Origin of the sequence: Sphingopyxis sp. LC81 (assembly GCF_000756375.1) — a bacterium.
GTDB lineage: Bacteria > Pseudomonadota > Alphaproteobacteria > Sphingomonadales > Sphingomonadaceae > Sphingopyxis.
In genome coordinates this window covers 19,431-32,500 of sequence record NZ_JNFD01000035.1, presented here as the reverse complement: position 1 = coordinate 32,500, position 13,070 = coordinate 19,431, and the positions used below count along the sequence as shown (strand labels likewise).

Here is a 13,070-nt window from a genome sequence, read left to right as displayed (position 1 = left end):
GACTGGGGCGGTCGCCTCCTAAAGAGTAACGGAGGCGCGCGATGGTAGGCTCAGGACGGTTGGAAACCGTCTGCAAGAGTGCAATGGCATAAGCCTGCCTGACTGCGAGACTGACGAGTCGAGCAGAGACGAAAGTCGGTCATAGTGATCCGGTGGTCCCGAGTGGAAGGGCCATCGCTCAACGGATAAAAGGTACGCCGGGGATAACAGGCTGATGATTCCCAAGAGCTCATATCGACGGAATCGTTTGGCACCTCGATGTCGGCTCATCACATCCTGGGGCTGGAGCAGGTCCCAAGGGTTTGGCTGTTCGCCAATTAAAGTGGTACGTGAGCTGGGTTCAGAACGTCGTGAGACAGTTTGGTCCCTATCTGCCGTGGGCGTCGAAATTTGAGAGGAGTTGACCCTAGTACGAGAGGACCGGGTTGAACATACCTCTGGTGTACCTGTCGTGGCGCCAGCCGCGCAGCAGGGTAGCTATGTATGGACGGGATAACCGCTGAAAGCATCTAAGCGGGAAGCCTCCCTCAAGATAAGATTTCATAGAGCCGTGGAAGACCACCACGTTGATAGATCGGATGTAGAAGCGCGGTAACGCGTGGAGCTAACCGATACTAATTGCTCTATTCGCACTTAAGAGTCCCGCCATCAACGACAAGCCTGACCGGTTTGTCCGCGATAGTGGATGATTGATCAGACAAATATTGCACGGACATCGATTGAAACCCTTTTTGACCCTACGCCGGCTTCATTGCTTGGTGACCATGGCGTCAGTGACCCACCCGATCCCATCTCGAACTCGGCCGTGAAACCTGACAGCGCCGATGGTACTACCGCTTAAGCGTTGGAAGAGTAGGACGTCGCCAGGCATTGCAGCCGGCGTAAGGTCGAAAAGAGAAAACCCATTCACAAAGTTAGAGGCCGGCAGCGATGCCGGCCTTTTGCTGTTTTTGCGGCCTGTCTCGGTTGAAAATCGGGGCATTGAACCGCATATTGGTGGCGCGGGATGGAGCAGCCCGGTAGCTCGTCAGGCTCATAACCTGAAGGTCGTAGGTTCAAATCCTACTCCCGCAACCACCACAAATCTCAGCGAACACAAGTGAACGCCAGCATTTGTGCGTGCCCCCGCGCTGGCGGGATCAATCGCAATCATCAAAAAGCCCGCTTTTCCCTCTGGGATGGCGGGCTTTTTTGCGTTTCGCACGCGCTCGGGCGCCGGCGAGCATGCCGATATCCGGATTCCCATCGCCATTTTCCTTCGGGAACGACGATCTCGAGCCCGGCAGAGCCGGCCGGATTCGATCGACCCGATCAGGCCGCCCATTCGGCCGGGTCGGATTCCTCGCCGATCAGGGCGAGCCCGTGCGCGATCGAGGTCAACTCGCCGCCGGTCGCGATACGCTCTTCGCCGAAACGGCGGTCGAACATCGCGCGGATCGCGGGGATCAGCGACGAGCCGCCGGTCAGAAAGACGCGGTCGATCGCCGCGGGCGCGACGCCCGCGCGCGCGAGCGCCTGTTCCATCGCCGCCTCGATGCGGCGAAGATCGTCGGCGATCCATTGCTCGAAATCGGCGCGCCGCACGTCGGCCCCGATCTCGATTCCACCACCGGCGAAATGAAATTCGGCGTGATCGCTGCTTGAAAGTGCGCGCTTGAGCCTGCCCACAGCGTCATAGAGCGGGAAGCCCTGCTCATGCTCGATCAGCGCGATCATGCGGCCGATCAGGTCGGGCCGCTCGGCGTCGCGCTGGAGGCGGCGGATTTCCTCGATCGTGCGGCGGTTGCGCATCATCGCGAGCCGCGACCAGTCGCCGAAATCGGCGAAATAGCCGTCTGGGATTTCGAGCAGCTTGTCGAACGAGCGATATTGGCTGCCCTTGCCGAGCAGCGGCAGCACCAGCCGGTCGACGATGCGGTAATCGAAGCGGTCGCCCGCGATGCCGATCCCCGACGAGGCGAGCGGCACGCAGCGCCGCGGACTCCCGGGCTCGGCGACGCGGACGATCGAAAAGTCGGTGGTGCCGCCGCCGAAGTCGGCGACGAGGATCGTCGCCGACTCGGTCAGGCGCGAGGCATAGCTGTGCGCGGCGCCGAGTGGTTCGTGGACATAATAGATTTCGGTGCCGAACGCCGCGAGCATCGCATCGTAACGCTGGCGCGCGAGTTCGGCGTCGGGGCGCGCGCCGGCATATTCGACCGGGCGCCCGACGATGATGCGGCGCGGCCGCTCGTCGAGCGCGCCGCCGGCATGCGTGACGAGGCGCTGGAGGAACAGGCGCCCCATATCCTCGAAGCGGAACGGCTTGTTAAAGATCATCGCGCGCTCGAACAGCGGGCTCGCGGCGACGCTCTTGAACGACTGGATGAAACGGCTGTCGAGCGGCGACTGAAGATATTCGTCGATCGCCCACGGCCCCGCCTCATGCGCGATGCCGTTCCAGCCGCGTTCCTCTTCCCAGAAGCAGAGCGCCGAGCGGAACACCGCGTCGCCCGCATCGCCGAACGCGACCAGTTCGGTGCCGCCCTGGCCATCGGCGAGCGCGACGACGCTGTTCGTCGTGCCGAAATCGAGGCCGAGCGCGCTCGCGGCCGCCTTGTCCATGACATGCTCCTGTAGCTGGGGATCCCGGTGAGGGGCGGCGCCTATTGCACAGGAGGGCGGGGGGAGCAAGTTTCCGCGGAGACGGTCAGTCGTCGGGCTTCCATGCGCGATAGAAGGTGTCGACCGCGGCGTCGACATCCTCACGAAGGCGATCGAGGTCGCGGCTTTCGGGAAGGTTGAGCATCGCGAACTGATAGACGCCCGACTGGCAAAGGCCGGTGAATTGCTGCACCGCGCGCATCGGGTCGCCCATCCGGATCTCGCCGCGCACCATCTTTTCGCCCACCCAGACGGCCGCGCGCGCCTTGCCGCGACGTGGACCACGTTCGTAGAAGGTTTCGGCGAGATGCGGGAAACGCTCGGCTTCGCCGACGACGAGGCGAAAGAGCGACAGGATCGGCGTCGCGGTCAGCTTGGTCATCAGCAGATTGCCGAAGGTGCGCAACACGTCGGGCACCGGCTCGTCGAGCGGCAGGTCGATCGCGAGCGCGTCGCCATATTGCGCGACGATGTCGTCAACCACCGCCGCGAACAGATCCTCCTTCGACGGGAAATAGGTCCAGAGCGTCGTCTTCGACCCGCCGACCTTGCTCGCGATCGACGACATTGTCGTGCCGGCATAGCCATTGGCGAAAAACAGCTCGCGCGCGGCATCGACAAACGCCTTGCGGCGCATCGCCGCGGCGTCGTCGAGGGCCGCCGTACTATCTGGTATCATTTCGATTGACAACGCTTCCTCCGAAGTTCATCTGCGCATGATACCAGCTAGTATCGTTGGAAGCCATGCCCCGGACAATTTTTCTCTCCACCGCTGTTTTCAGCCTGCTCGCGGGCTGCGCGAGCGTTCCCGACCTTGGGCCAAGGCCCGTTCCGGCGGCGGCCGGATCGCTGGAATCGCACGCGACATTCGCCCGCGCCGAGGGCGCGTGGCCCGCTGAAGGCTGGTGGCAGGGCTTGGGCGACGCGCAGCTCGACACGCTGATCGCTGAGGGGCTGAAGGACTCGCCCGATGTCGCGATCGCCGCCGCGCGCGTACGCGCCGCAGAGGCGATGGCGCAGCAGGCGGGCGCTGCTTTGCTGCCGCGCGTTGGCGCCGAAGGCAGCGCGGGCGGCGTCCAGCAGAGCAAGAACATGGGCATCCCGCCCGAATTCGTGCCCGACGGCATTCAGGACACCGGGCATATCGCCGCGACCTTCAGTTTCGACCTCGACCTGTGGGGCCGCAATCGCGCGGCGCTCGCGGCGGCGACGTCGGAGGCCGAGGCCGCGCGAGTCGACGCGGCGCAGGCGCGGCTGATGCTCACGACCGGGATCGCCGCCGCCTATGCCGATCTGGCGGGCTATTATCACGCGCTCGATGTCGCCAGTGATGCGGTGCGCGTCCGCACCGCAAGCGCCGACCTGTCGGGCGAGCGCGCGCGTGCGGGGATCGAAAATCAGGCGAGCCAGCGGCAGGCCGAAAGCCGTGCCGCCTCGGCACGCGCCGACGTCGTCGCGCTCGAAGAAGCGATCGCGACGACGCGCAACCGGATCGCCGCACTCGTCGGTGCCGGACCCGATCGCGGCCTGTCGATCGAGCGGCCGCAAATGGCGCGGCCGTCGCTGGACCTGCCGGGCAATGCGGGGATCGACCTGATCGGACGGCGTCCCGACATCGTCGCGGCGCGCTTGCGGTCCGAAGCTGCCGCAAAGCGCATCGACGTCGCGCGCGCCGATTTCTATCCCAATATCAGCCTGTCGGCGCTCGTCGGGCTCCAGTCGCTCGGCCTCTCCAACCTGTTCAAATCGGGGTCCGAATATGGCAATGGCGGCGCCGCGATCAGCCTGCCGATCTTTGATGGCGGGCGGCTGCAGGGGCGCTATCGCGGATCGCGCGCCGACTATGATGTCGCGGTTGCAACCTATGACCGCACGCTGATCGGTGCGCTGCGCGATGTCGCCGACATCGTCGCGAGCCGTGCTGCGACCGAACGCCAGCTGGTCGGACGGCGCGAGGCGCTGACCGCCGCCGCCGAAGCGTCGAAGCTCGCCGGACTTCGTTACCGCGCCGGCCTCTCGAACCAGATCGTCCAGCTCACCGCCGAGGACAGCATGGTCGCCTTGAGCCGCGCCGTCGCCGACCTCGAAGCGCGCCAGCTCTCACTCGATATCGCCCTGATCCGCGCGCTTGGCGGCGGATATCGCGCGCAAAACTCAACAGGAGACGAATGATGGCCGACGAAACGGCTGCAGCTGTAACCGACGCTCCCGAAGCGACCCCCGAAATCAACGGCGCCAGGCGGAAGAAACTCCTGCGCATCCTCGCGATCGTCGTGGTGACGGTCGGGGTGCTGTGGGGCCTCTGGTATTTTCTGACGCAGGCCGGACGCGTCCACACCGATAACGCCTATGTCGGCGCGGACTCGGCGCAGGTGACCGCGCTCGTGTCGGGGCCGGTCAAGGAAGTGCGCGTTAGCGGTACGCAGGCCGTGAAGAAGGGCGATATCCTCGTCATTCTCGACGATGCCGATCAGCGCATCGCGGTGGCCGATGCCGAAGCGGCGCTGCGGCTGGCACGCCAACGCTATGGTCAGGCCGACGCGACCGCCGATGCGGCACGCGCGCGCGTCGCGGCGCGTGGCGCCGATATCGCACAGGCGCGGGCTCGGCTGCGCGACGCCAATGCGACGGTGGAGCGCGCACGCGCCGAACTTGCGCGGCGCGAAAGCATTGCGGGCACCGGCGCGGTGTCGGGCGAAGAACTGACCTCGGCGCGTGCGGCGCTGGCTTCGGCTTCGGCCGCGCGCGATCTGGCAGCCGCCGGCATTGCCTCGGCCGAGGCGACGCGCGGATCGGCAAGCGGCGATCTTGGCGCCGCCGAAGCCGTGGTGCGCGGGACGACGATTAACACCGCGCCGGACGTCGCGGCGGCCGAAGCGCGGCTTGAGAAGGCGCGGCTCGACCTCGCACGCACCGTGCTGCGCGCGCCGGTCGACGGCATCGTCACCAACCGGCAGGTTCAGGTCGGGCAGCGGATCGCCGCGGGTGCGCCGATCATGGTGCTTGTTCCGATTGCCACCGCCTATGTCGACGCCAATTTCAAGGAAAGCCAGTTCGAGGATATCCGCATCGGCCAGCCGGTCGAGCTGGTGTCCGACTATTATGGCGGTGACGTCGTCTATCGCGGCAAGGTGATCGGTATTGCCGGCGGCACCGGCGCGGCCTTCTCGCTGATCCCGGCACAGAATGCGACGGGCAATTGGGTGAAGGTGGTGCAGCGTCTGCCGGTGCGCATCGCGCTCGATCCGAAACAGCTCAAGGACCATCCGCTGCGCGTCGGGCTGTCGATGGAAGCCACGATCGACACGCGCGGGAACTGATATATGGCCAGCGCCGCCGCCTCTTTATCCTCAATCCCGGCCGAGCCGCAGCCGCTCACCGGCGTGCGGCTGATCGTCGCGGCGTTTGCGTTGGCGCTCGCCAATTTCGTTGTCGTGCTCGACATGACGATCGCCAATGTGTCGGTGCCGCATATCGCGGGCGGGCTCGCGGTGTCGCCGACTCAGGGGACGTGGGTGATCACCAGCTATGCGGTCGCCGACGCGATCAGCGTGCCGCTGACCGGCTGGCTCGCGATGCGCTTCGGCACCGTGCGCTGGTTCATCTATTCGATCATCGGCTTCGGCATCTTCTCTTTCCTGTGCGGTGTTTCGCGCACGCTGGACGCGCTCGTGCTCTTCCGCGTGCTGCAAGGGCTCGCGGGCGGCCCGTTGATGCCGCTGTCGCAGATTTTGCTGCTGCGCATCTTTCCCAAGGAGAAGGCGGGCATCGGGCTTGCGATCTGGGCGATGACGACCACCACCGCGCCGATCCTCGGCCCGATCCTTGGCGGGACGATCAGCGACAATTGGAGCTGGCCGTGGATATTCTTCATCAACCTGCCGGTGGTGGCGATCTGCGGGTTCGGCGTGTTCACGCTGCTCACCCCGTTCGAGACGAAGCGCGCCAAGGCGCGGATCGACGTCATCGGTCTGATCCTGCTCGTCGTGTCGGTCGGCGCGTTCCAGATCATGCTCGACACCGGGCGCGAGCATGACTGGTTCGGATCGACGTGGATCGTCGGGCTCGCGGTCGTTTCCGCGATCAGCTTTGCCGCCTTCGTGATCTGGGAACTCACCGACGCCAATCCGGTCGTGAACCTGCGCATCTTCCGTTTCCGCGGCTTCACCTTTGCGACCATGGCGATCTCGCTTGGCTTTGGCGCCTTCTTTGCGCAGGTCGTGCTGACGCCCTTATGGCTCCAGCAGGTGGCGGGTTATACCGCGACCCAGACGGGCTTCATCGTCGCCTGGCTCGGGGTATTCGCCGTTCTCCTGTCGCCCGTCGCGGCCGGCCTGATCACCAAGGTCGACGTCCGTATCACCATCTGCGGTGGCATCCTCTGGATGGCGCTGATGTCGGTGCTGCGCGCCAGCTGGAACGCCGATGTCGGCTATTGGACGCTCGCGCTGCCCCACATATTACAGGGGATCGGCATGCCCTTTTTCTTCGTCGGGCTGACCGCGCTGGCGCTGAGTTCGGTCCCCGCGCAGCACCAGACGTCGGCGGCGGGGTTGATGAGCTTCCTCCGCACCCTCTGCGGCGCGATCGGCACCGCGGTCGCGACGACCGCGTGGGACGATGCGAGCCGCACCTCGCGCTCCGAACTCGTGTCGTCGCTCAACAATCCCGAAGCGACGATGACCTCGCTGCAGAATGCCGGCTTCACGCTCGAACAGGCGCGCGCGGCGATCGAGCGGCTGGTCGAGGTGCAGGCATCGACGCTCGGGGTGCTGCACCTGTTCCTCGCATCGGGGGTCGTATTCGTGATCGCCGCGATATCGGTGTGGTTCGCGCCGCGGCCGAAACAGATTTCGATGGGCGGCGGGCACTAGAGCGTTTTCAAGTCAGGCGGGATCGCCTGCCGACTCGGAAAACGCGGCAAACAAGACGCCGCTATTTGGCGAACAGCTGACTTAAGTCCGCGAATGCCTTGAACTCGAGCGCGTTGCCCGCTGGGTCGTAAAAGAACATCGTCGACTGCTCGCCGGGCTGGCCGGGAAAGCGCGTGTGCGGTTCGATGACGAACTTCGTGCCCGCGGCTTTCAATCGCCCGGCCAGCGCCCGCCACTCGGTGGGGGGCAGCACGACACCGAAATGCGGCACCGGCACCGCATGGCCATCGACCGGATTGTGCGCGGCCGGCGCGCGCGGCGTATCGACGCGGTGCGCGACGATCTGGTGGCCATAAAGGTTGAAGTCGATCCAGTCGGCGGAGCTGCGCCCCTCGGGGCAGCCGAGGACGGTGCCGTAGAAGTGGCGCGCGGCGTCGAGATCGTCGACGGGAAAGGCGATGTGAAAGGGGGCGAGGCCGGTCATGCTCCCCATTTGCCGCACGCGCGCACGATATGCCAGTCCGGGACTTGGGCTGGCGCGCCGAACATGCTAGGCGCGCGCGCATGCTGACAATCAATGGAATCACAGTACGCCTTGGCGGGCGCGCCATCCTCGAACGCGCCACCGCGAGCCTGCCGGCCAAAAGCCGCGTCGGGCTGATCGGGCGCAACGGCGCGGGCAAATCGACGCTGATGAAGGTGATGATCGGCCAGCTCGAAGCCGACGAGGGCAGCATCGACATGCCGCGCAAAACGCGCGTCGGCTATATCGCGCAGGAAGCGCCGAACGGCACCGCGACGCCGTTCGACACCGTGCTCGCCGCCGATACCGAGCGCGCCGAACTGCTGACCGCGTCGGAAACCGAGCAGGACCCCGACAAGCTCGGCGACATCCACGAACGGCTGATCGCGATCGACGCCTATACCGCGCCCGCGCGCGCCGCGCGCATCCTGATCGGATTGGGGTTCGACGAGGATATGCAGGGCCAGCCGCTCGACAGCTTCTCGGGCGGGTGGAAGATGCGCGTCGCGCTCGCGGCGCTGCTCTTCTCCGAGCCCGATTTGCTGCTGCTCGACGAACCATCGAACCACCTCGACCTCGAAGCGACTTTGTGGCTCGAAAATTTCCTCCGCGCCTATCCGGGGCAGCTCGTCGTGATCAGCCACGAACGCGACCTGCTCAACAATGTCGTCGACAATATCCTTCACCTCGAAGGCGGCAAGGTCACGCTGTATGCCGGCGGCTATGACGCGTTCGAGCGCCAGCGCGCCGAACGCGCGGCGCAGCTCGCGGCGGCCAAGGCGTCGCAGGACGCCCAGCGCGCGAAGCTTCAGGACTATGTCGCGCGCAACAGCGCGCGCGCCTCGACCGCGAAACAGGCGCAGTCACGCGCGAAGCTGCTCGCCAAGATGCAGCCGATTGCCGCGCTCGCCGAGGACCAGACGCTCGCGTTCGATTTCCCGAGCCCCGACGAGCTGAAGCCGCCGCTGATCACGCTCGACCTTGCGAGCGTGGGTTATGCCGAACGGCCGGTATTGCAGCGGCTGAACCTGCGCATCGATCCCGATGACCGCATCGCGCTGCTCGGCCGCAACGGCAATGGCAAGACGACGCTCGCGCGCCTGCTCGCGGCGCAGCTCGCGCCCATGGCGGGCGCGATGGCGGCGTCGGGCAAGATGCGCGTCGGTTATTTCACGCAGTATCAGGTCGAGGAACTCGACGGCAGCGACACCCCGCTCGCGCATATGACGCGCGTGATGGAGGGCAAGACGCAGGGCGCGATCCGCGCGCAGCTCGGCCGCTTCGGCTTTTCGGGCAACAAGGCGACCACGCAGGTGGCGAAGCTGTCGGGCGGCGAACGCGCGCGGCTCGCGCTCGCGCTGATCACGCGCGATGCGCCGCACTTGCTGATCCTCGACGAACCGACCAACCACTTGGACGTCGACGCACGCGAGGCGCTCGTGCAGGCGCTCAACAGCTTCGACGGCGCGGTGGTGCTTGTCAGCCACGATCGGCACATGCTCGAACTCACCGCCGACCGGCTCGTGCTCGTCGACGACGGCACCGCGCGCGAATATTCGGGCAGCATGGACGACTATGTCGACATGATCCTCGGTAAGGGACCTTCGAAAGAAAAGGCGTCGAAGGCCGACAAGAAGGAAGACCGCAAGGCCGCGGCGGCCGCGCGCGAGGCGGCGGCGAAGATCAGGAAGGACGTCTCGGACGCCGAGGCCGACCTCGCCAAATATGAGGTCGTGCTGTCCGCCATCGATCGCGCGATGTTCGACCCGCAGGGCGCCGCGAACGAATATAAGGGCCTGACGATGAGCGAATTGTCGCAGCGGCGCGGCAAGATCGTCGCCGCGCAGGAAGCCGCCGAAGCGCGCTGGGTGACGGCGAGCGAAGCGCTGGAGGCGTTTGAGAGCGCCACCGCCTAAGCGTTCTGAGGGGGCTTGCGTCGAGCAGTCCCAGACATGAGAAAGGGGCTTCGCTTTCCTCGAATCGCAAGGAAATACAGCTCGATGTCTCTTTTGACTTTGCTCCTGTTCGCAGGCAATCCCATCGTTGCTGCGCCGCAGCCTTCGGCACCCCGAAGGCCGATCTTTTGCAGCGACGACTGTATTTCGCCGGTCGAAGCAGTGACCTATGCCTCCTATCTGGCGCCGAAGGCCGGCATCGCCGGCACCTTTCGCATGGAGGTGAAGGCAGTGGGCGAGCAGAAGGGCATCTATTATCTCAATTCCGAAACCGACTATCGCGACCGCAATTGCCTGACGATCGCCATTCCGGCGAAGCTCATGACCCAACTCGCGGGCGGCGAGGGGATCGAGGCGGCGGAAAGGCGTTTCAAGGGGCGCATGACGCTGGTGCGCGGCGTGGCGCAACGCGTAAAGATCGTCTTTTTCGACGATGGCGGCAGACCGACCGACAAATATTATTTTCAGGTCCAGATTCGGGCCGGAGACGCCGATCAGATTTCCACGCGGGCGGGCTATTCGGACGACCGCGCGCTTTCGCGAACACCATAGCCCGCAAGTCTCGCAGCCCTTGACTCGCGCAGCGGCGTGAGAGATAATAGTTTCAATTGAAACCAGATGGGAATGCGACATGGCCGACCTTTTCGATAATCCGCTGGGCCTCGACGGCTTTGAATTCGTCGAATTTTCGGCGCCCGAGAAGGGCATTCTCGAGCCGGTTTTCGAAGCGATGGGCTTCACACAGATCGCGCGCCACCGCTCGAAGGACGTCCAGCTGTGGCGCCAGGGCGGCATCAATTTGATCGCTAACTACGAGCCCAAATCGCCCGCGGCCTATTTCGCCGCCGAACATGGCCCGTCGGCGTGCGGCATGGGCTGGCGCGTGCGCGATGCGGCCAAGGCCTATAGCGAAGCCGTCGCGCGCGGCGCCGAGCCGGTCGAGGTCAAGACAGGCCCGATGGAACTGCGCCTCCCCGCGATCCGCGGCATCGGCGGCTCGATCATCTATCTGATTGACCGCTATGGCGACGACCTCAGCATCTACGACATCGATTTCGTCTATGAAGAGGGCGTTGATCGCCATCCGGTCGGCGCGGGCATGCAGCTGATCGATCATCTGACGCACAATGTCTATGGCGGCCGCATGGCGCATTGGGCCGCCTTTTATGAGCGCATCGCCGGCTTTCGCGAGATCCGCTATTTCGACATCAAGGGCGAATATACCGGCCTGACCTCGAAGGCGATGACCGCCCCCGACGGCAAGATCCGCATCCCGCTCAACGAAGAGGGTGCGGGCGGCAAGGGGCAGATCGAGGAATATCTGCGCGCCTATAATGGCGAGGGCATCCAGCATATCGCGTTCAGCTGCGACGATCTTTACGCCGCGTGGGACAAGCTCAAGGCGCTCGGCAATCCCTTCGCGCCCGCGCCGCCGGCGACCTATTACGAGATGCTCGAAGAGCGGCTTCCGGGCCATGGCGAATCGGTCGAGGGGCTCCAGTCGCGGGGCATCCTGCTCGACGGCTCGACCACCGAGGGCGATCCGCGCCTGCTGCTCCAGATATTCGGCCAGACCGTCGTCGGCCCCGTCTTCTTCGAATTCATCCAGCGCAAGAAGGATGAAGGCTTCGGCGAGGGCAATTTCACCGCGCTGTTCAAATCGATGGAAATGGACCAGATTCGCCGCGGAGCGCTGACCGTCGAGGAACCCGCCGAATGACGAGCCCGATCAAATTGGGCGGCGTTCACCACGCCGCCTATCGCTGCAGGGACGCGAAGGAAACGGTGGGTTGGTACGAGCGCATGCTCGGCATGACCTACACCACCGCCTTTGCCGAGGATCATGTGCCGTCGACCGGCGAGTACGACCCCTATATGCATGTCTTCCTCGACGCGGGGAACGGCAACATCCTCGCCTTCTTCGAACTGCCCAACCAGCCCGACATGGGACGCGACGAAAATACGCCCAAGTGGGTGCAACATCTCGCGTTCAAGGTCGGCAGCTATGACGAGCTGGTCGCCGCGAAAGAGCATCTGACAGCGAACGGCATCGATGTGCTCGGCCCGACGCACCACGGCATCTTCAAGTCGATCTATTTCTTCGACCCCAACGGCCACCGCGTCGAGCTGGCGTGCGACATCGGCACCGACGAGCAATATGCCGAGCTGAAGCGCGTCGCGCCGCTGATGCTCGAGGAATGGAGCCAGACCAAAAAGGCGCCGCGTCACGCCGATTGGCTGCACCAGGCGGCGAACGAGTAGTTTTATATCCCCTCCCGCATGCGGGAGGGGAGAAACCTCCTACGCCCGATCCAACCCGATGCTCTCGAGCGTCGCGCCGCTGCACTTGTCGGCTTCCTTGGTCTCGCCGTCGCCCGATAGCGCGCCGATCGCGAGGAAACCCGCGACCACCGCGACGAGAAATGCGCCGGTGACCCAGATTAGATATTTGTCGATGAACGCCTTGATTGGCGCCCCGAACAGCCGGAACAATATGCCGACGAGCATGAAGGAAAAGGCCCGGCTGGCGAGGCTTGCCCACAGGAAGGTCCAGAAACTCATGTGGATGAAGCCGGCGGTGATCGTCAGCAGCTTGAACGGGATTGGCGTGGCGCCCTTGATCAGGATGATCTCGGCGCCGAATTCGCGCAGGTAACAGGCTGCCGGCGGGAAGGCGTCGGTGAGCCCCAGCGCGCCGAGCAGCGCGAGCCCGACGCTTTCATAGAGAAAGAAACCGATCAAATAGCCGAGCATGCCGCCCGCAACCGACGCGAGCGTGCAGATGATCGCGTAGCGCACCGCCTTTTTCGGGTTCGCAAGGCACATCAGCCCCAGCATCGGGTGCGGCGGGATCGGGAAAAAGCTCGCTTCGATGAAAGAGACCAGCGCCAGCCAATATTCGGCGTGCGGATGCGCGGATTTCTCCATGGTCCAGTTATAAAGCCTCTGGATCATGGACTTGTTACGCGGTGTGGCGGTCATGCTGGTCCTTGCGGTGGCGATGTCGGCCCTCCTATGCCGCCCGCGCCGCGCGAAGTCGAGCCGAAGCCTGTCATGCTGTGATCGAAAAACGCC

Annotated in this window: 11 protein-coding genes, 1 tRNA gene and 2 rRNA genes (1 of these 14 only partly in view); 10 read left to right on the top strand and 4 right to left on the bottom strand. The window is 64.7% G+C overall.

Features of this window, described 5'->3' with window-relative positions:
- The 3 genes from FG91_RS16110 to FG91_RS16100 form a co-directional block, all read left to right on the top strand.
- Positions 1-637 (top strand): 23S ribosomal RNA (locus tag FG91_RS16110) (it extends 2,156 nt beyond the left edge of the window).
- A gap of 117 nt (positions 638-754) precedes the next feature.
- Positions 755-869: ribosomal RNA gene (rrf, locus tag FG91_RS16105) — 5S ribosomal RNA — on the top strand.
- A gap of 131 nt (positions 870-1,000) precedes the next feature.
- Positions 1,001-1,077: transfer RNA gene (locus FG91_RS16100), tRNA-Met, on the top strand.
- A 234-nt stretch (positions 1,078-1,311) separates the two neighbouring features.
- On the opposite strand, the gene FG91_RS16095 is transcribed toward FG91_RS16100, so the two are convergent.
- Complete coding sequence (locus tag FG91_RS16095) at positions 1,312-2,604, bottom strand: Hsp70 family protein (RefSeq protein WP_037516882.1); 1,293 nt, start codon at positions 2,602-2,604, stop codon at positions 1,312-1,314.
- 85 nt (positions 2,605-2,689) lie between these two features.
- A complete protein-coding gene (locus FG91_RS16090) occupies positions 2,690-3,322 on the bottom strand; it encodes a TetR/AcrR family transcriptional regulator (protein ID WP_235212068.1) in 633 nt (210 codons plus the stop codon).
- A gap of 65 nt (positions 3,323-3,387) precedes the next feature.
- Between FG91_RS16090 and FG91_RS16085 the strand changes: the two genes are divergently transcribed.
- From FG91_RS16085 to FG91_RS16075, 3 genes are read left to right on the top strand one after another with little or no spacing between them, the layout of a single operon-like run.
- Entirely contained in the window at positions 3,388-4,815 is a 1,428-nt protein-coding gene (locus FG91_RS16085; protein WP_037516878.1) for an efflux transporter outer membrane subunit, read from the top strand.
- A complete protein-coding gene (locus FG91_RS16080) occupies positions 4,815-5,963 on the top strand; it encodes an HlyD family secretion protein (protein WP_037516876.1) in 1,149 nt (382 codons plus the stop codon). The genes FG91_RS16085 and FG91_RS16080 overlap by 1 nt, the downstream gene beginning before the upstream one ends.
- A 3-nt stretch (positions 5,964-5,966) precedes the next feature.
- Positions 5,967-7,517 (top strand): DHA2 family efflux MFS transporter permease subunit, encoded by a 1,551-nt coding sequence (locus FG91_RS16075; RefSeq protein ID WP_037516874.1) that lies wholly within the window; start codon positions 5,967-5,969, stop codon positions 7,515-7,517.
- 61 nt (positions 7,518-7,578) lie between these two features.
- Here the strand turns inward: FG91_RS16075 and FG91_RS16070 are convergent, their stop codons facing one another.
- On the bottom strand, positions 7,579-8,001 hold the full coding sequence (locus FG91_RS16070) for a VOC family protein (RefSeq protein WP_037517310.1): 423 nt from the start codon (positions 7,999-8,001) through the stop codon (positions 7,579-7,581).
- 80 nt (positions 8,002-8,081) lie between these two features.
- Between FG91_RS16070 and FG91_RS16065 the strand changes: the two genes are divergently transcribed.
- The 4 genes from FG91_RS16065 (at position 8,082) to FG91_RS16050 (ending at position 12,257) form a co-directional block, all read left to right on the top strand.
- Entirely contained in the window at positions 8,082-9,956 is a 1,875-nt protein-coding gene (locus FG91_RS16065; protein WP_037516872.1) for an ABC-F family ATP-binding cassette domain-containing protein, read from the top strand.
- A gap of 84 nt (positions 9,957-10,040) precedes the next feature.
- The gene (locus FG91_RS16060) at positions 10,041-10,547 is read left to right on the top strand and encodes a hypothetical protein (RefSeq protein ID WP_152568146.1); all 507 of its coding nucleotides are present in this window, start codon (positions 10,041-10,043) and stop codon (positions 10,545-10,547) included.
- 79 nt (positions 10,548-10,626) lie between these two features.
- The gene (hppD, locus tag FG91_RS16055) at positions 10,627-11,715 is read left to right on the top strand and encodes a 4-hydroxyphenylpyruvate dioxygenase (RefSeq protein WP_037516869.1); all 1,089 of its coding nucleotides are present in this window, start codon (positions 10,627-10,629) and stop codon (positions 11,713-11,715) included.
- The gene (locus FG91_RS16050; RefSeq protein ID WP_037516866.1) at positions 11,712-12,257 is read left to right on the top strand and encodes a VOC family protein; all 546 of its coding nucleotides are present in this window, start codon (positions 11,712-11,714) and stop codon (positions 12,255-12,257) included. The genes hppD and FG91_RS16050 overlap by 4 nt, the downstream gene beginning before the upstream one ends.
- A 39-nt stretch (positions 12,258-12,296) precedes the next feature.
- On the opposite strand, the gene FG91_RS16045 is transcribed toward FG91_RS16050, so the two are convergent.
- Positions 12,297-12,950, bottom strand: a complete 654-nt coding sequence (locus tag FG91_RS16045; RefSeq protein WP_037517306.1) for a YqaA family protein — start codon at positions 12,948-12,950, stop codon at positions 12,297-12,299.
- Positions 12,951-13,070: the final 120 nt, after the last annotated feature.

What these genes read in the sequence shown, in the direction of transcription:
- FG91_RS16095 (WP_037516882.1), bottom strand. Translation starts at nt 2,604, where the DNA reads ATGGACAAGGCGGCCGCGAGCGCGCTCGGCCTCGATTTCGGCACGACG.
- FG91_RS16090 (WP_235212068.1), bottom strand. Translation starts at nt 3,322, where the DNA reads ATGATACCAGATAGTACGGCGGCCCTCGACGACGCCGCGGCGATGCGC.
- FG91_RS16085 (WP_037516878.1), top strand. Translation starts at nt 3,388, where the DNA reads ATGCCCCGGACAATTTTTCTCTCCACCGCTGTTTTCAGCCTGCTCGCG.
- FG91_RS16080 (WP_037516876.1), top strand. Translation starts at nt 4,815, where the DNA reads ATGGCCGACGAAACGGCTGCAGCTGTAACCGACGCTCCCGAAGCGACC.
- FG91_RS16075 (WP_037516874.1), top strand. Translation starts at nt 5,967, where the DNA reads ATGGCCAGCGCCGCCGCCTCTTTATCCTCAATCCCGGCCGAGCCGCAG.
- FG91_RS16070 (WP_037517310.1), bottom strand. Translation starts at nt 8,001, where the DNA reads ATGACCGGCCTCGCCCCCTTTCACATCGCCTTTCCCGTCGACGATCTC.
- FG91_RS16065 (WP_037516872.1), top strand. Translation starts at nt 8,082, where the DNA reads ATGCTGACAATCAATGGAATCACAGTACGCCTTGGCGGGCGCGCCATC.
- FG91_RS16060 (WP_152568146.1), top strand. Translation starts at nt 10,041, where the DNA reads ATGTCTCTTTTGACTTTGCTCCTGTTCGCAGGCAATCCCATCGTTGCT.
- hppD (WP_037516869.1), top strand. Translation starts at nt 10,627, where the DNA reads ATGGCCGACCTTTTCGATAATCCGCTGGGCCTCGACGGCTTTGAATTC.
- FG91_RS16050 (WP_037516866.1), top strand. Translation starts at nt 11,712, where the DNA reads ATGACGAGCCCGATCAAATTGGGCGGCGTTCACCACGCCGCCTATCGC.
- FG91_RS16045 (WP_037517306.1), bottom strand. Translation starts at nt 12,950, where the DNA reads ATGATCCAGAGGCTTTATAACTGGACCATGGAGAAATCCGCGCATCCG.